Origin of the sequence: Methylibium sp. Pch-M, assembly GCF_004136295.1 — a bacterium.
Classification (GTDB): Bacteria; Pseudomonadota; Gammaproteobacteria; order Burkholderiales; family Burkholderiaceae_C; genus Methylibium; species Methylibium petroleiphilum.
On record NZ_CP029606.1, the window covers coordinates 3404216 to 3424329 of the forward strand.

20 protein-coding genes and 1 tRNA gene are annotated in these 20114 nt (G+C 67.4%); all 21 read left to right on the plus strand.

Annotated elements, in window-relative coordinates:
* The first annotated feature begins 44 nt into the window (after nucleotides 1-44).
* The 21 genes from C1M51_RS16405 to C1M51_RS16505 all read left to right on the plus strand — a co-directional run bounded on the left by C1M51_RS16405 (nucleotide 45) and on the right by C1M51_RS16505 (nucleotide 20105).
* A complete protein-coding gene (locus C1M51_RS16405; RefSeq protein ID WP_129448716.1) occupies nucleotides 45-2093 on the plus strand; it encodes a DUF1302 family protein in 2049 nt (682 codons plus the stop codon).
* Nucleotides 2094-2110: 17 nt separating this feature from the next.
* Nucleotides 2111-3430: a DUF1329 domain-containing protein gene (locus C1M51_RS16410; RefSeq protein WP_207207764.1), complete on the plus strand. Its 1320-nt coding sequence runs from the start codon at nucleotides 2111-2113 to the stop codon at nucleotides 3428-3430.
* 64 nt (nucleotides 3431-3494) lie between these two features.
* Nucleotides 3495-4406: an acetaldehyde dehydrogenase (acetylating) gene (locus C1M51_RS16415; protein ID WP_036236457.1), complete on the plus strand. Its 912-nt coding sequence runs from the start codon at nucleotides 3495-3497 to the stop codon at nucleotides 4404-4406.
* A 23-nt stretch (nucleotides 4407-4429) separates the two neighbouring features.
* Complete coding sequence (dmpG, locus tag C1M51_RS16420; RefSeq protein ID WP_036236461.1) at nucleotides 4430-5476, plus strand: 4-hydroxy-2-oxovalerate aldolase; 1047 nt, start codon at nucleotides 4430-4432, stop codon at nucleotides 5474-5476.
* A 35-nt stretch (nucleotides 5477-5511) separates the two neighbouring features.
* Nucleotides 5512-5703, plus strand: coding sequence for a 2-hydroxymuconate tautomerase (locus C1M51_RS16425; RefSeq protein WP_011829858.1), 192 nt, complete (start codon nucleotides 5512-5514; stop codon nucleotides 5701-5703).
* Nucleotides 5704-5808: 105 nt separating this feature from the next.
* On the plus strand, nucleotides 5809-6318 hold the full coding sequence (locus tag C1M51_RS16430) for a low molecular weight protein-tyrosine-phosphatase (protein ID WP_129451473.1): 510 nt from the start codon (nucleotides 5809-5811) through the stop codon (nucleotides 6316-6318).
* Nucleotides 6319-6461: 143 nt separating this feature from the next.
* The gene (iscR, locus tag C1M51_RS16435; protein WP_011829856.1) at nucleotides 6462-6995 is read left to right on the plus strand and encodes a Fe-S cluster assembly transcriptional regulator IscR; all 534 of its coding nucleotides are present in this window, start codon (nucleotides 6462-6464) and stop codon (nucleotides 6993-6995) included.
* A gap of 54 nt (nucleotides 6996-7049) precedes the next feature.
* Nucleotides 7050-8270: an IscS subfamily cysteine desulfurase gene (locus tag C1M51_RS16440; protein WP_129451475.1), complete on the plus strand. Its 1221-nt coding sequence runs from the start codon at nucleotides 7050-7052 to the stop codon at nucleotides 8268-8270.
* A gap of 45 nt (nucleotides 8271-8315) precedes the next feature.
* Nucleotides 8316-8732 carry a Fe-S cluster assembly scaffold IscU gene (gene iscU, locus C1M51_RS16445; RefSeq protein WP_129451477.1) on the plus strand — a complete coding sequence of 139 codons (417 nt, stop codon included), beginning with the start codon at nucleotides 8316-8318 and terminating at the stop codon, nucleotides 8730-8732.
* Between the two features lie 5 nt (nucleotides 8733-8737).
* Nucleotides 8738-9061, plus strand: coding sequence for an iron-sulfur cluster assembly protein IscA (gene iscA, locus C1M51_RS16450; RefSeq protein ID WP_011829853.1), 324 nt, complete (start codon nucleotides 8738-8740; stop codon nucleotides 9059-9061).
* A gap of 61 nt (nucleotides 9062-9122) precedes the next feature.
* Nucleotides 9123-9641, plus strand: coding sequence for a Fe-S protein assembly co-chaperone HscB (hscB, locus tag C1M51_RS16455; protein ID WP_129451478.1), 519 nt, complete (start codon nucleotides 9123-9125; stop codon nucleotides 9639-9641).
* Between the two features lie 4 nt (nucleotides 9642-9645).
* A complete protein-coding gene (gene hscA, locus C1M51_RS16460; protein WP_129451480.1) occupies nucleotides 9646-11502 on the plus strand; it encodes a Fe-S protein assembly chaperone HscA in 1857 nt (618 codons plus the stop codon).
* Nucleotides 11503-11519: 17 nt separating this feature from the next.
* A complete protein-coding gene (gene fdx / locus C1M51_RS16465) occupies nucleotides 11520-11858 on the plus strand; it encodes an ISC system 2Fe-2S type ferredoxin (protein WP_011829850.1) in 339 nt (112 codons plus the stop codon).
* Between the two features lie 84 nt (nucleotides 11859-11942).
* Nucleotides 11943-12647 (plus strand): DNA polymerase III subunit epsilon, encoded by a 705-nt coding sequence (gene dnaQ, locus C1M51_RS16470; protein ID WP_129451481.1) that lies wholly within the window; start codon nucleotides 11943-11945, stop codon nucleotides 12645-12647.
* Nucleotides 12648-12685: 38 nt separating this feature from the next.
* A tRNA-Val gene (locus C1M51_RS16475) sits at nucleotides 12686-12760 on the plus strand.
* Between the two features lie 88 nt (nucleotides 12761-12848).
* Nucleotides 12849-13208, plus strand: a complete 360-nt coding sequence (locus tag C1M51_RS16480; protein WP_129451483.1) for a CidA/LrgA family protein — start codon at nucleotides 12849-12851, stop codon at nucleotides 13206-13208.
* The gene (locus tag C1M51_RS16485) at nucleotides 13205-13930 is read left to right on the plus strand and encodes an LrgB family protein (RefSeq protein WP_129451485.1); all 726 of its coding nucleotides are present in this window, start codon (nucleotides 13205-13207) and stop codon (nucleotides 13928-13930) included. Before C1M51_RS16480 ends, C1M51_RS16485 begins: the two co-directional genes overlap by 4 nt.
* 93 nt (nucleotides 13931-14023) lie before the next feature.
* Nucleotides 14024-14491 (plus strand): hypothetical protein, encoded by a 468-nt coding sequence (locus C1M51_RS16490; protein ID WP_129451487.1) that lies wholly within the window; start codon nucleotides 14024-14026, stop codon nucleotides 14489-14491.
* A gap of 221 nt (nucleotides 14492-14712) precedes the next feature.
* Nucleotides 14713-18237 carry a DNA polymerase III subunit alpha gene (gene dnaE, locus C1M51_RS16495; protein ID WP_129451489.1) on the plus strand — a complete coding sequence of 1175 codons (3525 nt, stop codon included), beginning with the start codon at nucleotides 14713-14715 and terminating at the stop codon, nucleotides 18235-18237.
* A gap of 133 nt (nucleotides 18238-18370) precedes the next feature.
* Nucleotides 18371-18814 carry a hypothetical protein gene (locus C1M51_RS16500; protein ID WP_129451491.1) on the plus strand — a complete coding sequence of 148 codons (444 nt, stop codon included), beginning with the start codon at nucleotides 18371-18373 and terminating at the stop codon, nucleotides 18812-18814.
* 106 nt (nucleotides 18815-18920) lie between these two features.
* Nucleotides 18921-20105 carry a patatin-like phospholipase family protein gene (locus C1M51_RS16505; RefSeq protein WP_129451493.1) on the plus strand — a complete coding sequence of 395 codons (1185 nt, stop codon included), beginning with the start codon at nucleotides 18921-18923 and terminating at the stop codon, nucleotides 20103-20105.
* Nucleotides 20106-20114: the final 9 nt, after the last annotated feature.

Here is a 20114-nt window from a genome sequence, read left to right on the forward strand (position 1 = left end):
ACAACGGGCTCCATCCAAGGAGCTTTCGGAGCGAGGAGACAACGATGAAGAACAGACAAGAGACCGCGCGCCGAACCGGCGCGACCCCCCGCGCGGGCCAGCCCCGCCGCCCGTCCCGGCGCCGCCTCGCGCGCGCGGCGCTGGCCGGCGGCCTGGCCGTGTGCGGCCTGGCCCAGGCGCAGGACGCCGCCGCGCCGGTCGACCCCTGGAAGGTCGACGTCTACTACGAGAACGACACCCGCTTCCGGGGCAAGGACGCGACCGGCGAGCGCGTCGGACTCTCCAAGTTCCGCAACACCCTGCAGGTCGAGGCCGACAAGAAGCTCGAAGGCGGCTGGAAGTTCCGCAGCATCCTGCGCGGCAGCTTCGACGGCGTCTACCGCATGAACGACGACCAGTACGGCCGCAAGGCCGGCGGCGGCGTGCTGCTCGAGTCCCAGGGCGGACCGCCCCCGGTGCCGCACGGCAGCGGCATCGTCAACAAGGGCCTGGTCGACGGCCTCGGGCTGGTCAACAACGTCTTCGGCTTCAACGCCACCAACCCCGGCGCACCCAACTACAACCCCAACGAAGGCCTGCGCCTGCTCGGCGACCGCTGGCACGACTCGCTCAACGGCGGGGTGGAGTTCGCCACCCCCGTGCGCCCCTGCGACACCGACCGGCGCGGCTGCGCCGACTTCGGCGGCTACGGCGACAAGAAGCGCAGCGAGCTCGAACTGCCCGAGTTCAACGAACGCTGGGACGTCATCCGCGAGGCCTTCGTCACCAACACCGTCGGCCTGGCCGACGGCAAGCAGCTCTTCCTCAAGCTCGGCAAGCAGCAGGTGGTGTGGGGCCGCACCGACCTGTTCCGCGTGCTCGACGTGATCAACCCGGTCGACTACTCGCGCAACAACATCTACGACGAACTCCAGGACATCCGCATCCCCATGTGGATCGCCCAGGCCGAGTACCGCATGGGCCCGAGCGAGAGCATGCAGGACCGCAACCTGCAGCTGGTGTGGAACTTCGACAAGTTCCGCCCCAACAACCTCGGCCAGTGCGGCACCGCCAACGTCATCCTCGACGCCGGCTGCTTCTTCCGCGGCATGAAGAACCTGTGGGACAACGGCGGCACGGTGGCCAACTTCGCCAACGTCGGCCCCGGCGTGCTGCTCTCCACCGACTTCGGCCCCGGCCAGATCGGCCTGCGCGACGTGAAGCTGCCCAACTGGAGCCTCAAGAACACCCAGCTCGGGCTGAAGTACGAGGGCGTGAGCCAGGACGGCCTGTCGTTCTCGCTCAACGCCTTGACCTACCGCTCGCAGCTGCCCTCGCTGCACGGCGGCAAGGGCGCGACCAACTCCTTCACCGGCGAGACGCGCACCGACGCGCAGGGCGGCTGGCCCTACCTGATCGCCTTCGACATGCACTTCCCGCGCGTGAACCTGATCGGCGGCTCGATGGACTTCGAGTGGCAGGCGGCCAAGGCGGCGGTGCGGGTCGAGGCGGCCTTCACCAACGGCGAGGAGTTCGCCAACACCCTCAAGCCCCAGCTGTACTCGAAGAACAAGGTGTTCCGCTCCGTGGTCGGCTTCGACCGGCCCACCTTCGTGCCCTTCATCAACCCCAACCGCACCACGCTGTTCTCCGCGCAGCTGTTCTACCAGCACATCTTCGACCACGAGTTCGAGCGCGGCCAGTTCGGCCCGGTGGGCATGCCCGACTGGGAGAACAACGTGATCGCCACGCTGCTGATGAAGGCCTTCCTCGTCAACGACCGCGTCAGCCCGCAGCTGATCACGGCCTACGACGTGCAGGCCCGCGCGCTGGTCACCTCGCCGCAGGTCGACTGGATCGTGACGGACAAGTTCAAGATCAGCTTCGGGGGCAACTTCAAGCTGCGCAACGGCGAGGACCGCTGGAAGTTCGACGACTGCCGCTCTTGCAACCCGTTCCCGCCCTTCACCGCCCCCTTCGGCGACACCGACCCCCTGAGCGCCTACTCGCGCGGCCTCGGCGGCCTCGAGCCCCTCGGGCGCTTCCGCGCCGGCCCCATCGGCTCGGCCTGGAAGGAGAACGAGATCTTCCTCACCGCAAGGTATCAGTTCTGAAGCAGGAGACAACAACCATGACAACGAAGATTCAACAAGTCGGCCTGGCCTTGCTCACCGCGGGCCTGGCCTTCGCCAGCGTCCCCGCCGGCGCCGCCACCGAGGCCGACGTCGAGGCCTCGTTCAACCCCTACCAGGGCGGCTTCCCGAGCTTCCCCGGCATGGCGCCCGGCCTCGTCATCAACAAGGCCAACGTCGAGCAGTTCAAGGACGCGCTGGACCCCGGCCTCTACCAGATCGTCAAGAACGGCTGGGACGAGATCAAGGTCGGCCCGACCACGCAGTTCACGATGGACAAGTTCTACGTCGAGGCGACGAAGAAGAACCTGAACACGACCAAGCTGGGCGCCCAGAGCGGCGAGATCACCGGCTTCGTGGCCGGGCGGCCCTTCCCGGAGGAGCCCAAGGTCGATGACCCGCGCGCAGGCGAGAAGATCGCCTGGAACTACAAGTACGGCGTCAACTGGGGCGACAACGCGGCGATCTACCCGTTCTACTGGAAGTACCGCAACATGACGACCGGCCAGGTCGAGCGCACGCTGAAGTTCAACTTCCACTTCCTGAACTTCAAGCACCGCGTGCAGCATGCCCCGGTGCCCGAGGTGACGCCCAACCCCTCGGAGCTGTTCCGCGGCATCTACCTCACGGTGCTCGAGCCGCAGGACCTGAAGAACACGCAGCTCCTGATCCAGCGCTACGAGAACGACCTGAAGTTCGACGACGCCTACCTCTACCTGGGCTTCCAGCGCCGCGTGCGCCGGCTCGCCACCGGACAGACGACGGACGCCTTCCTCGGCGCGGACCTGATGATCGAGGACTTCGAGGGCTACAACGGCCGCATCTCGGACATGAAGTGGACGTTCAAGGGCACGAAGAACATCCTGATGCCCTACTACAACCACAACGAGCTGCAGCTGACCGACGAGTTCAAGGACCCGAGCGGCTACAAGTTCGTGGACTTCGGCGGGCAGGGCGGCTGCTTCCCGAAGATCACCTGGCAGCTGCGCAAGGTCTATGTGCTGGAGGCCGCACCGGTGAACCCGGCGCACCCGATCAGCAAGCGCGTCTTCCACGTCGATGCCCAGGTCTACAACATCAACCGCACGCTGATCTACGACCGCAAGGGCGAGCTGTGGAAGACCTTCACGATCGGCAAGTCGCACCCCGACCACCACCTGCCGGTCAACAAGGGCACCGGCATCGCGATCGACGACTCGTTCTCGATGGTGGACGTGCAGGCCAAGCACTGCACCACCGGCCAGTTCAAGGGCCAGGTCGATCCCAAGCTCAACCCGCCCAGCCTGTTCCAGGTGCAGAACCTGCGGGGCGGGGACTGACGAGCTCGTGGCCGGCGGCGCGGGTCGCCGGCCCCTGAATCTGTTCACTCCCGGAGTTTTTTACATGAAGAAGATCAAGTGCGCCCTGATCGGGCCGGGCAACATCGGTACGGACCTGCTGGCCAAGCTCCAGCGCAGCCCGGTGCTCGAGCCCGTGTGGATGGTCGGCATCGACCCCGAGTCCGATGGCTTGAAGCGCGCACGCGAGATGGGCATCAAGACCACCGCCGAGGGCGTGGATGGCCTGCTGCCGCATGTGAAGGCCGACGGCGTGCAGATCGCCTTCGACGCCACCAGCGCCTACGTGCACGCCGAGAACTCACGCAAGCTCAACGCGCTGGGCGTGATGATGATCGACCTCACGCCCGCGGCCATCGGCCCGTTCTGCGTGCCTCCGGTGAACCTGAAGCAGCACCTCGGGCGGCGCGAGATGAACGTCAACATGGTCACCTGCGGCGGGCAGGCCACGATCCCGATGGTGGCGGCGGTGTCGCAGGTGCAGGCGGTGGCCTACGGCGAGATCGTCGCCACGGTCTCCAGCCGCTCGGTCGGCCCCGGCACTCGCAAGAACATCGACGAGTTCACCCGCACCACGGCCGGCGCGGTCGAGAAGGTCGGCGGTGCGAAGAAGGGCAAGGCCATCATCATCATCAACCCGGCCGAGCCGCCGCTGATCATGCGCGATACCGTGCACTGCCTGACGGTGGACGAGCCCGACCGCGACCGGATCACTGCGTCGATCCACCAGATGATCCGCGAGGTGCAGAAGTACGTGCCGGGCTACAAGCTGGTCAACGGCCCGGTGTTCGACGGCAAGCGCGTCTCGGTCTTCATGGAGGTGGAGGGCCTGGGCGACTACCTGCCCAAGTACGCCGGCAACCTCGACATCATGACCGCCGCCGCCGCGCGCACCGCCGAGATGTTCGCCGAAGAACTGATCGCCGGCACGCTCAAGCTCGAAGCCGTGCCGGCCTGACCCGGACGAAGGAGAACGCCATGATGAACCTGCAAGGCAAGAAGATCACCGTCCACGACATGACGTTGCGCGACGGCATGCACCCCAAGCGTCACCTGATGACGCTGGACCAGATGAAGAGCATCGCCAGCGGACTGGACGCTGCCGGCGTGCCGCTGATCGAGGTGACCCACGGCGATGGCCTGGGCGGCTCGTCGGTGAACTACGGCTTCCCGGCCCACAGCGACGAGGAATACCTCGGCGCCGTGATCCCGCTGATGAAGCAGGCCAAGGTGTCGGCGCTGCTGCTGCCCGGCATCGGCACCGTCGACCACCTGCTGATGGCCAAGGACCTGGGCGTGCACACCGTGCGCGTGGCCACCCACTGCACCGAGGCCGACGTGTCCGAGCAGCACATCTCGAAGGCGCGCGCGCTCGACATGGACACTGTGGGTTTCCTGATGATGGCCCACATGGCCAGCCCCGAGAAGCTGGTGAGCCAGGCGCTGCTGATGGAGGGCTACGGGGCGAACTGCATCTACGTCACCGACTCGGCCGGCTACATGCTGCCCGACGACGTGACGGTACGGCTGCGCGCGGTGCGCGATGCCCTCAAGCCCGAAACCGAACTCGGTTTCCACGGCCACCACAACCTGGCGATGGGGGTGGCCAACTCGGTCGCCGCGGTGGCCGCCGGTGCGAACCGCATCGACGCGGCGGCCGCCGGACTGGGCGCCGGCGCGGGCAACACGCCGATGGAGGTGTTCATCGCCGTGTGCGACCGCATGGGCATCGCGACCGGCGTGGACGTGTTCAGGATCCAGGATGTGGCCGAGGATCTGGTGGTGCCGATCATGGATCACATCATCCGTGTCGACCGCGATTCGCTGACGCTGGGCTATGCCGGCGTGTACTCGTCCTTCCTGCTGTTCGCCAAGCGCGCCGAGAAGAAATACGGCGTGCCGGCTCGTGAGATCCTGGTCGAACTGGGTCGCCGCGGCATGGTGGGCGGCCAGGAGGACATGATCGAGGACACCGCGATGACGCTGGCACGAGAGCGCGCCGCCGCGGCGCACAAGGCCGCCGCCTGAGCGCGGCGACCGACCACAGGACACAGGAGAAGCTCATGCCGTTCGCACAGATCTACCTCATCGAAGGTCGCACCGAAGAGCAGAAGCGCGCCGTGATCGAGAAGGTCACCCAGGCCATGATGGAGGCGGTGGGGGCGCCGAAGGAGAACGTGCGCGTGTGGATCCACGACGTGCCCAAGGAGAACTGGGGCATCGGCGGCGTCTCCGCGAAGGCGCTCGGCCGCTGAGGATTCGCAGCGCGGCAGGCGGGCCGGTCGACGGCGCCGGTTTGCTTCGGTGTGGGGGTGCGCATGGCGTGCCCGCGGAGGCTTCGTCGAGAATCGCGGCTCGCGATGGAGAGACCCGTGCCCGATACCCCGCCACCGATCCGTGTCCTCATGGTCTGCATGGGGAACATCTGCCGCAGCCCCACGGCCGAAGGCGTGCTCCGCGCGAGGCTGGCCGCGGCCGGGATGGCCGAGCGGGTGCTCGTCGATTCGGCGGGCACCCATGCCTACCATGTGGGCGAGCCACCCGACGAGCGCAGCCAGGCGCACGCCGCGCGGCGCGGCTACGATCTTTCGGCGCAACGGGCCCGTGCGGTGCATGACGACGATTTCGCGCGCTTCGACCTGCTGCTGGCGATGGATTGGGACAATCTGGCGCTGCTGCAGGAGCGCTGCCCACCGCAGGCCCAGCGCAAGCTCCGGCGGCTGATGGAATTCGGCCGCGCGGCGGGCAGTGAAGTTGTACCTGACCCCTATTATGGTGGTGCGGCCGGGTTCGACCACGTGCTGGACCTGGTGGAGGCAGCCTGCGACGGGCTGATCGAGCATCTGGCTCGAACTCCGGGTCGCGAGTAGGGGAACTTACGGGGGCGTGTCCGACCAAATAAGTCGGCTTCACCTATAATTGAGCTATTCAGTCGGGATTAAGTCCCGATGGCTCGCAGTGAAGCGTCCCCCGGACACCCGGTCCGCCAGCCACGCGCCTCAAGGAGTTCAGTATGCGTCTCACCACCAAAGGCCGCTTTGCCGTCACCGCCATGATCGACCTGGCCCTGCGCGAGCACAGCGGCCCGGTTGCGCTTGCCGCGATCAGTTCGCGCCAGCAGATCTCGCTGTCCTACCTGGAACAGCTGTTCGGCAAGCTGCGCCGTCATGAGCTGGTCGAGTCGACCCGTGGCCCGGGCGGTGGCTATTCGCTGGGCCGCAAGGCCGAGGAGATCACGGTCGCCGACATCATCGTCGCGGTCGACGAGCCGATCGACGCCACCGGCTGCGGCGGCAAGGAAAACTGCATGGGCGAGGACTCGGGCCGCTGCATGACGCACGACCTGTGGGCCAGCCTGAACACCAAGATGATCGAGTTCCTGGACTCGATCTCGCTGCGCAAGCTGGTCGACGACCAGCTTGCCAAGGGCGTGTCGATCGAGGAGGCGCCGGTCAAGCGGGCGATCTCGTCGCAGCCGGTCGTCAAGCCGATCAAGATCACCGCGCCGAACTCTGTGTTCGCGCTCGGCAGCTCCTTCAGCAAGTAATCAAACGCCTTCCGCTCCCGCCAGCCACGCCCTGATGCCAGGGAGCCGCCCGCCATGGACATGACCCCGCACTTCCCGATCTACATGGACTACGGCGCCACGACGCCGGTCGACCCCCGCGTCGTCGACGCGATGATTCCCTGGCTGCGTGAGCACTTCGGCAATCCGGCCTCGCGCAGCCACGCATGGGGATGGGAGGCCGAAGAGGCGGTCGAGAAGGCGCGCGGTGAAGTGGCCGCGCTGATCGGTGCTGACCCGCGCGAGATCGTCTGGACCTCCGGGGCGACCGAGTCGAACAACCTCGCACTCAAGGGCGCGGCGCAGTTCTACAAGACGCGCGGCAAGCACCTGATCACGGTCCGGACCGAGCACAAGGCCGTGCTCGACACCATGCGCGAGCTCGAGCGCCAGGGTTTCGAGGTGAGCTACCTGGAGGTTCAGGAAGACGGTCTGATCGACCTCGACCTGCTCAAGGCCACGATCCGGCCCGACACGATCCTCGTCTCGGTGATGTTCGTCAACAACGAGATCGGTGTCATCCAGGACATCCCGGCGATCGGTGCGCTGTGCCGCGAGCGCGGCATCGTGTTCCACGTCGATGCGGCCCAGGCGACCGGCAAGGTGGCAATCGACCTGGCCACGCTGCCGGTCGACCTGATGAGCCTGGCTTCGCACAAGACCTACGGTCCCAAGGGCATTGGCGCGCTGTACGTGCGCCGCAAGCCGCGTGTGCGGCTGGAAGCGCAGATGCACGGTGGCGGCCACGAGCGCGGCATGCGCTCGGGTACTTTGCCCACGCACCAGATCGTTGGCATGGGCGAGGCCTTCCGCATCGCGCGCGAGGAGATGGGTACCGAGAGCGAGCGCATCCGCATGCTCCAGAAGCGTCTGATCGACGGCCTGGCCGACATCGAGCAGACCTTCCTCAACGGCCATGCCGAGCGGCGCGTGCCGCACAACGTGAACATGAGCTTCAACTTCGTCGAGGGCGAGTCGCTGATCATGGGCATCAAGGGCCTCGCGGTGTCGTCGGGTTCGGCCTGCACCTCGGCCAGCCTGGAGCCGAGCTACGTGCTGCGCGCGCTGGGCCGCAGCGACGAGCTGGCGCATTCCAGCCTGCGCATGACCATCGGCCGGTTCACGACCGAGGAAGAGATCGACTATGCCATCGGCACCATCCGCCACAACGTCGCCAAGCTGCGCGAACTGTCGCCGCTGTGGGAGATGTACCAGGACGGCGTCGATATCAGCACCATCCAGTGGGCGGCGCACTGAGCCTCGCCCCGGCACCCCGTTCGACCGAGTTTCAGGAGCAGCAGCATGGCCTATAGCGAAAAAGTCGTTGAGCACTACGAGAATCCCCGCAACGTCGGCTCCTTCGAGAAGGGTGACGACACGGTCGGCACCGGCATGGTCGGTGCCCCGGCCTGCGGCGACGTGATGAAGCTGCAGATCAAGGTCAACCCGGCGACCGGGCTGATCGAGGACGCTAAGTTCAAGACCTATGGCTGCGGTTCGGCGATCGCGTCGAGCTCGCTGGTCACCGAATGGGTCAAGGGCAAGTCGCTCGACGAGGCGCTGACGATCAAGAACACCCAGATCGCCGAGGAGCTGGCGCTCCCGCCGGTGAAGATCCACTGCTCGATCCTGGCCGAGGACGCGATCAAGGCGGCCGTGAGCGACTACAAGGCCAAGCATGGCAACGTGCAGCCTGCCGCTGCGACCACAACGCACTGACCACGATGGCCGTCACCCTGACTCCTGCTGCGGCACGCCACGTGACGCGCTACCTGGGCAAGCGCGGCAAGGGCGTCGGTGTGCGCCTGGGCGTCAAGACCACCGGCTGCTCCGGCCTGGCCTACAAGCTCGAGTACGCCGACGAGGCGGCACCCGAGGACGTGATCTTCGAGGACCAGGGCGTGAAGGTGCTGGTCGACCCGAAGAGCCTGCCGTACATCGAAGGCACGCAGCTCGACTTCGTGCGCGAAGGCCTGAACGAGGGCTTCAAGTTCAACAACCCGAACGAACGCGACCGCTGTGGTTGCGGTGAGTCGTTCCGGATCTGAAGCCGACGATGCATGAAAGGGCGCGGCACGGCCGCGCCCTTTTTTTGATCCCCCGAGGACAATGAAGCTCGACAGCGACGATTTCGAACTCTTCGGCCTGCCGAGGCGCTGTGCCCAGGATCGTGTGCAGATCGATGCACGCTGGAAGGCGCTGCAGGCCGAGGTGCACCCTGACCGATTCGCGACCGAGGGCGCGGCGGCGCAGCGCGTCGCGATGCAGTGGGCCGTGCGCGTGAACGAGGCCTATGCGCGGCTGAAGGACCCGCTCAAGCGCGCGGCCTACCTGTGCGAGTTGCAGGGCGCCAAGGTCGATGCCGAGAACAACACGGCGATGCCCACGAGCTTCCTGATGCACCAGATGGCCTGGCGCGAGGCGCTCGACGACGCGCGCGACGCCGCGGCCGTGGAGGCGCTCAACGACGAAGTGATGGCGTTCCGCCGCGCGGCCCTGGCCGAACTGGAGTCCACGCTCGATGAGCGCCGCGACTGGGCTGCCGCAGCGCAGCAGGTCAGAGCCCTCATGTTCGTCGAGCGCTTTGCGCACGATCTCGATCGGCGCCTGGAAGCGCTGGGACAATAGACGCATGGCTCTGCTGCAGATCTCCGAACCCGGCCAGTCGCCGGACCCGCACCAGCGGCGCATCGCGGTCGGCATCGACCTCGGCACCACGCATTCGCTGGTGGCCGCGGTGCGCTCCGGTGTTGCCGAATGCCTGCCCGACGACAAAAGCCGCGTGATCCTGCCTTCGGCGGTGCGCTACCTCGAGGGCGGTCGCCGCGCGATCGGCTTCGATGCGCTGGCGGCGCAGGCTGAGGACCCTGAGAACACCATTGTCTCGGTCAAGCGCTTCATGGGCCGAGCGCTGGTCGACATCGACGACCGCGAGAAGCTGCCGTACCGCTTCGTCGACCGGCCGGGCATGGTGAGCGTGGCCACCCGCGATGGCGTGAAGACGCCGGTCGAGGTGTCGGCCGAACTGCTGGCGACACTGCGCTTCCGCGCCGAGGACAGCTTCGACGACGAGCTGTTCGGTGCGGTGATCACGGTGCCGGCCTATTTCGACGACGCGCAGCGCCAGGCCACCAAAGACGCGGCGCAGCTGGCCGGCCTGAACGTGCTGCGCCTGATCAACGAGCCCACCGCGGCGGCGATCGCCTACGGTCTGGAGAACGGCAGCGAAGGCCTGTACGCGGTCTACGACCTGGGCGGCGGTACCTTCGACATCTCGCTGCTGCGCCTGAGCGAAGGCGTGTTCGAAGTCGTCGCGACTGGCGGCGACTCCGCACTGGGGGGTGACGACTACGATCACGCGCTGGCCGACTGGGCGCTGGCCGGAGCCGGACTCGCGGCCGAGACGGCGCAGGACAAGCGGGCGGTGCTGGTCGCGGCACGAGCCGTCAAGGAAGCCTTGTCGTCCGCGGCCGAGGCGCGCATGCAGGTCGTGCTCCGTGCCGGTACGCTGGACCTCGTGGTCACGCGCGTGCAGTTCGAAGCGCTCACCAAGCCGCTCACCGACCGCACGCTGGCCGCGGTGCGCAAGGTGCTGCGCGACGCCAAGGTGAGCAGGGACGAGGTCAAGGGTGTGGTGCTGGTCGGCGGCTCGACCCGCATGCCGCAGATCCGCGAGGCCGTCACGCTCTACCTCGGCCGCTCGCCGCTGACCGACCTGAACCCCGACGAAGTGGTGGCACTGGGCGCCGCGGTCCAGGCGCACCAGCTGGCGGGCAATGCCTCCGGCAACGACCTGCTGCTGCTCGACGTGACGCCGCTGTCGCTGGGTCTCGAGACGATGGGCGGGCTGGTCGAGCGCATCATCCCGCGCAACAGCAGCATTCCCACGGCGCGAGCGCAGGACTTCACCACCTTCAAGGACGGCCAGACCGCGATGGCCATCCACGTGTTGCAGGGCGAGCGCGAGCAGGTCGAACATTGCCGCTCGCTCGCACGCTTCGAGCTGCGCGGCATCCCGCCGATGGTGGCCGGGGCCGCGCGCATCCGCGTGAGCTTCCAGGTCGACGCCGACGGGCTGTTGAGCGTCACCGCGCGCGAGCAGACCTCCGGCGTCGAAGCGGCGGTGACGGTCAAGCCGAGCTATGGCCTGGCCGACGAGCAGATCGCGCGCATGCTGCAGGAGGGCTTCACCACCGCAGAGGGTGACATGCGCGATCGCGCTCTGCGCGAGGCCCGCGTGGAGACCGAGCGCATGGTGCTGGCCACCCGCGCCGCCCTGGCGGCCGATGGCGACCTGCTCGCCGACGGCGAGCGCGCCGGCATCGAGGCGCTGATGCGTGCGGCCGAACAGCAGGCGCTCGGCGACGACGCGGCAGCCATCGACGCGGCCGTCAAGGCGCTGGCCGATGGCACCGAGGCTTTCGCGGCCGAGCGCATGAACCGCGGCATCCGGCAGGCCCTGGCCGGCCGGCGTGTCGAAGAAGTCTGATCCCGTTCGAGATTGCCATGCCCATCATCAAGATCCTGCCGCACCCCGAATACTGTCCCCAGGGTGCGAGCATCGAGGCGGCACCCGGTAGCTCGATCTGCGAGGCGCTGCTGGAGCACGACATCGAGGTCGAGCATGCCTGCGAGATGAGCTGTGCCTGCACCACCTGCCACGTCGTCGTGCGCGAGGGCTTCGCGTCGCTGAACGAGATGGACGAGAACGAGGAAGATCTGCTGGACCGTGCCTGGGGCCTGGAGCCGAACTCCCGCCTCAGTTGCCAGGCCATCCTGGCGCAGCAGGACCTGGTGGTGGAGATTCCGCGCTACTCGATCAACCACGCCAAGGAGAATCACTGACCGGCGGCACGCCGGTCAGTGATTTCGGCTTAGGCTCATGGCGTGCAGCGATGTGATGCCGAAGCCAGAATCACTGCACTCACCATGAGCCGCCAGATCTTCCTCGATACCGAAACCACCGGCCTGAGCCCGGAGAACGGCGACCGCATCATCGAGATCGGTTGCGTGGAGATGCTCAGCCGCCGCCTGACAGGCAACAACCGGCACTTCTATCTGAACCCCGAGCGTCGCAATCACGAGGATGCCGTGAAGATCCACGGTCTGACCGACGAGTTCCTGGCGGACAAGCCCAAGTTCGCGGCCGTTGCCGATGAACTGATGGAGTACCTGGCCGGTGCCGAGATCATCATCCACAATGCGGCCTTCGACGTCGGCTTCCTCGACGCGGAACTGAAGCGCCTGCTGCGGCCTCGCTTCGCCGAACAGGTGGGCGCGGTGACCGACAGCCTGACGATGGCGCGCGAGATGTTCCCTGGCAAGTCCAACTCGCTCGACGCGCTGTGCAAGCGCCTCGAGGTCGACAACGCCAGCCGCACCCTGCATGGTGCGCTGCTCGACGCAGGGCTGCTCGCGGAGGTGTACATCCGCATGACGCGAGGCCAGAACTCGTTGGTCATCGATGCCGGCGCAGCGTCAGGCGGGGCGATCGCCGTCGCGGACATCGACCTGCGGCAGTTCGCGCTGCCCGTCATCGAGCCCAGCGACGACGAGCGTCAAGCGCACGAGGCCGTGCTCGCAGAACTCGACAAGGTTTCCGGCGGCAAGACGCTGTGGCGCGCCATGGCATAATGCTGGCTTCTCGTGTTACCCCGTGAACCCGATTATTCGGGCGGTTAGCTCAGCGGTAGAGCACTGCCTTCACACGGCAGGGGTCGCAGGTTCGAACCCTGCACCGCCCACCAGACAGAAGCCCGCAAGCGGTCGCGCTTGCGGGCTTTTCTCTTGGCGCTGTGGCGAGCCCTCTGTCGGCCACATTCAACGGAGTGCCCGATGCTGCACGCGATCGCTGCCTTGTTCATCCTGCAACTGATCGGCGAGGTGCTGGTGCAGTGGCTCGGCCTGTCGGTGCCGGGGCCGCTGGTCGGCATGCTGCTGCTGCTGGCCGCATTGATTGCCTACGGCCGGGTGCCGGAGGCCTTGCGCGACACCACCAGCGGCCTGCTGCAGCACCTGATGCTGCTGTTCATCCCCGCGGTCACGGGCGTGATGATGCATTTCGGCCGCGTTTCCCAGGAATGGTTGCCGTTCCTCGCGGCGGGTGTGGGCGGCGCCGCGATCACGCTGGTGGTCACCGCCTTCACTCTGCGCTGGATGCTGCGCATCACCAAGGCCAAGGCGTCCGACCAATGAAGCACAGCCTGTTCGAGGTCTGGGTCTTCCTGGCCAGTTCGCCGCTGCTGTGGCTCACGGTGACCTTGCTGGCGTATTTCGGCGCGACCTGGCTGTATCGGCGCTGCGGTGCCACGCCGTTCCTCATCCCGGTGATGACGGCGACCATCGCGATCATCGCGGTGCTGCTGCTCACGGACACGCCCTATCCGACCTACTTCGAGGGCGCGAAGTTCGTGCATTTCCTGATCGGCCCGGCGACGGTCGCACTGGCCGTGCCGCTATACAGCCAGTGGGAGCGCCTGAAGCGGATGTGGCTGCCGATCTCGGTCGCCCTGGTGGTCGGCTCGGTGACGGCGATCCTCTCCGGGATGGGCATCGCGTGGGCGCTCGGCGGCTCCCCTGAGACGGTGCTGTCGCTGGCGCCGCGTTCAGCCACGATGCCGATCGCGATGGCGGTGGCCGAGCGCATCGGCGGCCTGCCGTCGCTTGCCGCGGTCGGCGTGGCGGTCACCGGCGTGGGCGGTGCGATCGTCGCACGGGGTCTGCTGAACCTGTCGCGCATCGACGACCCCGCCGTGCGCGGCTTCGCCGTCGGCATCACTGCGCACGCGGTCGGCACGGCGCGCGCCCTGCAGGTCAACGAGACTGCAGGGGCCTTCTCGGCGCTCGCCATGGGCCTGAATGGCATCGCGACGGCGCTGCTGATGCCGTTGATCCTCAAGCTGCTGCACTGGCTGTAGCAGAGAGCGGAGAACGGGCTGGGGAGGCGCGCTTTGCCGTTGAGATGTAAACGGTATAAACTGAAAATACTGTTTATTAATCAAAGGAATTCCATGGTCACGAAATCCAAGTCCACGGCGGCCGTCGGGCGCAAATCGGTCGCCGCGAAGCCGATCAAGGCCGCACCGGCGCCGGGCAAGCGCGCCAAGGCCGCCGCTGCTCCGGCCCGCGCCGACGCGCCGAAGAAGCGCGAGAAGCTGGTCCGTGACGGCTTCACGATCCCCAAGGGCGAGTACGCCGCGCTGGCCGACCTGAAGCAGCGCGCCGCCAAGCTGGGCCAGGCCGCGAAGAAGAGCGAGCTGCTGCGTGCCGGCATCAAGTTGCTGACCGAACTGGCCGACACGCGCTTCGTCTCGGCGCTGCTGGCTGTGCCGACCCTGAAGACCGGGCGTCCGCGTGTGAGCGAAGCGTCGGTGACGCCCGCAGCAGCGCCGAAGTCCACGGGGAAGGCGGCCGCCACCCGGAAGCCCGCGACGAAGAAGCCAGCACCGCGCAAGGTCGTTGCCCGAAAGAGGGCCTGAGCCTTCCCGGGCTCCGGTCCTGCCCGATTCGAGGCAGTGGCCGGTGGCGGCGCATCGGCCGGGCCTTGCAGCGCATCGGCCGTGGTTTTCCACAGGTTTGTGCACCGCTGCGGTGGACAACTTGTGCAGGCAGCGTGCGGGCCCGGGTGTCATGGGGCGATCGACGGGAATCGAGCGGATCCGAGCGTCGATGCGGTGGGGCGCTTCCCTAGAATCCTTGCATGACTTCGTCCCCGAGCTTCGTTCACCTCCGTACCCACACCGAGTACTCCGTCGTCGACGGGATGCTGCGTGTGGACGACATGGTGGCTGCGGCGGCGGCCGACGGGCAACCCGCGCTGGCGATCACCGATCTGTCGAACCTGTTCGGTGCGATCAAGTTCTATGGCGCGGCGCGCGGCAAGGGCGTGCAGCCGCTGATCGGTGCGGATCTGTGGCTCGAGGCGGAGGGCGACGAGAAGCAGCCGAGCCGCTTGCTGCTGCTGGTGCAGAACCGCACGGGCTACCTCAACCTCTGCGAGCTGATCTCGCACGCGTGGACCGAGAATCTGCAGCGCCATCAGGCCTGCGTGGCATGGCCTCAGTTGGCGAGGCATGGCGATGGTCTGATCGCGCTGTCCGGCGCGGACTTGGGCGCGGTCGGGCTGGCGCTGCTGGCCGGTGACACGGCGCGGGCCGAGGCGCAGGCGCTGCGGCTCGCTGCGCTGTTCCCTGGGCGCTTCTATCTCGAATTGCAGCGTGCCGGGCAAGCCGGCAACGAGGCCCAGGTGAGGGCAGTGGTACCGCTCGCCGCGAAGCTGGGCCTGCCGGTGGTGGCGACGCATCCTGTGCAGTTCCTGAGTGCCGATGATTTCGAGGCCCACGAGGCCCGCGTCTGCATCGCCGAAGGCGAGACGCTCACCAATCCTCGCCGCGTCAAGCGCTTCACGCGTGAGCAGCATTTCAAGACCGCCGCGCAGATGGTCGAGCTGTTTGCCGACATTCCCTCGGCGATCGCCAACACCGTGGCGATCGCGCGCCGCTGTCATCTGACGCTGACGCTCGGCAAGCCGCAGCTGCCCGATTTTCCGACACCGATCGTCGACGGACGGCGCATGGCGCCGGACGACTACTTTCGCCACGCCTCGCACGCCGGGCTGAACGAGCGGCTCGTGCAGCTCTACCCGAACGAGGGCGAGCGCGAGCGTCATCGCGCACGCTACGTCGAGCGGCTGGACTTCGAGATCGAGACGATCCTGAAGATGGGCTTCCCGGGCTATTTCCTGATCGTGGCCGACTTCATCAACTGGGCCAAGGGCAACGGCTGTCCGGTCGGGCCGGGGCGGGGCTCGGGCGCCGGCTCGCTGGTGGCTTATGCACTGAAGATCACCGACCTCGATCCGCTCGCCTACAACCTGCTGTTCGAGCGATTCCTGAACCCGGATCGCGTGTCGATGCCCGACTTCGACATCGACTTCTGCCAGGGCAACCGCGATCGCGTGATCGACTATGTGAAGCAGAAGTACGGCCGCGACGCAGTGAGCCAGATCGCCACCTTCGGCACGATGGCGGCCAAGGCCGCACTGCGCGATGTGGGCCGCGTGCTGGGCATGGGCTATGGCCACGTCGACGGCATCGCCAAGCTGGTGCCGGCGCCACCGGGCAAGACGGTGACGCTGAAGCGCCCGGGCGACAGACCCGACCCGGGCCTGATCTACGCCCGCAAGGAAGCGCCGGAGATCGAGCAGCGCGAGCAGAAGGAGGAGGAGGTCGCCGAACTGCTGGCACTGGCCGAGCGCGTCGAGGGCACGGTGCGCAACATCGGCATGCACGCCGGCGGCGTGCTGATCGCTCCCGGCAAGATCACCGACTTCTGCCCGCTCTACCAGCAGCCGGGCAGCGATTCGGCGGTGAGCCAGTACGACAAGGACGATGTCGAGGCGATCGGTCTCGTGAAGTTCGACTTCCTCGGCCTCGCCACGCTGACCATCCTGGAACTGGCCAAGGACTTCATCCGCGCGCGCCACGCCGACCGCGCGGACTTCGCCTTCGAGAACATCGCGCTCGACGACCGCAAGACCTACCAGCTGCTGAGCGAGGGCAAGACGGTCGCGGTGTTCCAGCTGGAAAGCCGCGGCATGCAGGGCATGTTGCGCGAGGCGCGACCCAGCGTGTTCGAGGACATCATCGCGCTGGTGGCGCTGTACCGTCCGGGCCCGATGGACCTGATCCCGAGCTTCTGCGCCCGCAAGCACGGCAAGGAGGAGGTGGACTATCCCCATCCGCTGATGCGCGAGGTGCTCGAGGAGACCTACGGGATCATGGTCTACCAGGAGCAGGTGATGCAGGTCGCGCAACGCCTGGGCGGCTACTCGCTCGGCGGTGCCGACCTGCTGCGCCGCGCGATGGGCAAGAAGAAGGCCGAGGAGATGGCCAAGCACCGCGTCATCTTCGCGGAAGGTGCGGCGAAGAACGGCATCGGCGCGGGTCTCGCGAACGAGATCTTCGACCTGATGGAGAAGTTCGCCGGCTACGGCTTCAACAAGTCGCATGCCGCGGCCTATGCGCTGCTGGCCTACCACACGGCCTGGGCCAAGGTGCACTACCTGGCCGAGTTCACCGCGGCCAACATGAGCGTCGCGCTCGACGACACCGACAAGCTCAAGATCTTCCACGACGATGCGGTGGCACTGGGCGTGGTGTTCGAGGCGCCCGACGTCAATGCCGGCGGCTACCGCTTCGAGCCGGTGGCGCCGCAGGGCAAGGAGCGCGGCCGCGTGCGCTACGGGCTCGGGGCCATCAAGGGCACCGGGCAGGGCGCGATCGAGGCGATCGTCGAGGCGCGTCGCGAAGGCGGACCGTACAAGAGCCTGTTCGACTTCGCCGCGCGGGTGGACCGCAGCCGCGTCAACAAGCGGGTGGTCGAGGCGCTGATCAAGGGCGGCGCCTTCGATGCGCTCGAGGCCGACCGGGCGGTGTTGATGGCCAGCGTGCCGCTCGCCTTCGAGTACGCCGACACACAGGCTGCGAATGCCGATCAGGGCGGCCTGTTCGACTTCGGCGACTCGCATGCCGCCTCGACCAACGAGCCCGATCTCGTGGTCACGCCACCCTGGAGCATCAAGGAGCGGCTGACGCAGGAGAAGGTGGCCCTGGGTTTCTACCTCTCGGGCCATCTGTTCGACGAGTGCGAGACCGAGGTGCGGCAGTTCGCGCGGCGCCGCATCGCCGACCTGCTCGACAGCCGCGAACCGCAGCTGCTGGCCGGCATCGTCACCGAGCTGCGGGTCGTCAATGGCCAGCGCGGCCGGGTCGCGATCTTCAAGCTCGACGACAAGAGCGAGGCCATCGAGGCCGTGGCCAACGAAGACCTGCTCAATGCGCACCGCGAGCAACTGGTCGAGGACGAGTTCATCGTCGTGCAGGGCAAGGTGCAGCCCGACCGCTTCTCGGGCGGCGTGCGCCTCAACGTGCAGCAGGTATGGGACCTGGCGGCGGCGCGCTGCCGCTTCGGCCGTTACCTGCGCGTGGCCGTGAACGGCGTCACGCCACCGATCGACGAACTGCTGCGCGAGTTCCCCCCCCGCACCCTGCGCACGGAACAGGGCGACCTGGTCCAGGGCTTGCCGGTGCGCGTGGTGCTGCACCGCGAGGCGGTGCAGGGTGAGATCGACCTCGGCGACGATGGCCGCTTCTTCCCGACCGACACGGCCCTGGCGCGCTGGAAGGCCAGCACCCACGGCCAGGCCGCGGTGGTGTACGAATGACGGTGCATTTCTTTACACCGTTGCAACACCGTGCTTGTGCTGGCACCGGGGCCGCCGCAGCACACTGAGGCCCGTGTCAGCGGATCGCTTCGCGAGGCGTTGAACAAGGGCTCAACTACAAGAGGATCGTTGGATGAAACGCATGCTTCTCGCCGCCACGCTGGCGGTCACGGCCATCGCCCCGGCGCTGGCCGCCGATGTCGGGGTCTCGGTCAGCATCGGTCAGCCCGGCTTCTACGGCCGCATCGACATCGGCAACTACCCGCAGCCGCAGGTGATCTATCCCCAGCCGGTGGTCATCGCGCCGGCTCCCTATGCGGTGGTGCAGCGGCCGATCTATCTGCGGGTGCCGCCGGGCCACGCCAAGAACTGGGGCAAGCATTGCGCTCGCTATGCAGCCTGCGGTCAGCCGGTCTACTTCGTGCAGGACGGCTGGTACCAGAACGTCTATGCGCCGCACTACCGCGAGGAGCACCGGCACGACTCGCGCGGTGGCCGCGACGACCGGCGTCGCGGCCGCGACGATCACGACCACCGCGGCAAGGGCCACGGTCCGGGCAAGCACGGCCGTGACTGAATTGACGCCGGACGCCGCCTCGGCGCGTCTGGCGGCACGATAACGGCGACTTCTCACCTTCAGTTCCGCCCTTAGTCACTGCCTGGCCCGCGGCTATGCTCGCCGCGTGAGCAAGACCACAGGCTTGGTGCTGACAGGCGGCGGCGCACGCGCTGCCTATCAGGTCGGCGTGCTGTCGGCCCTGAGCCGGCTGCGCCGCGATGCCGGCGTGCGCGCTCACGACAACCCTTTTCCCGTCATCGCTGGCACCTCGGCCGGCGCCATCAACGCGGCGGCGTTGGCCTGCGGTGCCGACGATTTCGATCGGGCTGTGCGCTTGCTGTTGCGCGTGTGGCGGAATTTCGAGGCCGGGCAGGTCTATCGGGCCGATGCCTTCGGCGTGATCCGCACCGGCGCGCGCTGGCTCACCTTGTTCACCGCCGGCTGGGCGCTCGCGCGCTGGCGGCGGGCGCGGCCGCGCTCCCTGCTCGACAACGAGCCGCTTGCGGACCTGCTCGCGCAACTGCTGCCGCTGGATCGAATCCCGGAACTGATCGATACCGGACACCTGCGCGCCCTCGCGATCAGTGCGTCCAGCTACACCGCGGGCGACCATGTGACCTTCTACGACGCGCCGCAGGACCTGCCGGCCTGGACACGCTCCCAGCGCGTGGCGGCGCGCGCGACGCTCGGCATTCCGCACCTGATGGCGTCTTCGGCCATACCGTTCATCTTTCCGGCGGTCTCGCTGGATCGGCACGGCCGCGAAGAGTACTTCGGCGATGGTTCGATGCGGCAGGCCGCGCCGATCTCGCCGGCGGTGCATCTCGGCGCCGAGCGCATTCTTGTCGTCGGCGCCGGCCGACTGCACGAGCCGGCGGGCGAACGCCCACCGGCGAACGGCTACCCCAGCCTCGCGCAGATCGCCGGCCACGCGCTGTCGAACATCTTCCTCGATGCCTTGGCGGTGGACATCGAGCGGCTGCAGCGCATCAACCACACGCTCTCGCTGCTTGGCCCGCAGGCCATGGCACAGACGCAGCTCAAGCCCATTGAACTGCTGGTCATCGCACCGAGCCAACGGCTCGACGACATCGCGGCGCGACACCTTCACGCGCTGCCGACGCCGGTGCGCGCGATGCTGCGGGCCGTGGGGGTCAGTGACGTGGCGCCCGACAGCGCGCGGGGCGCCGCGCTGGCGAGCTATCTGTTGTTCGAGGCTCCGTACACGCGAGAGTTGATCGCGCTCGGCGAGGCCGACACGCTGGCACGTCGCGAAGACGTGCTGCGGTTCTTCGGCTGGGGCGCGTGAGCCAGTGGC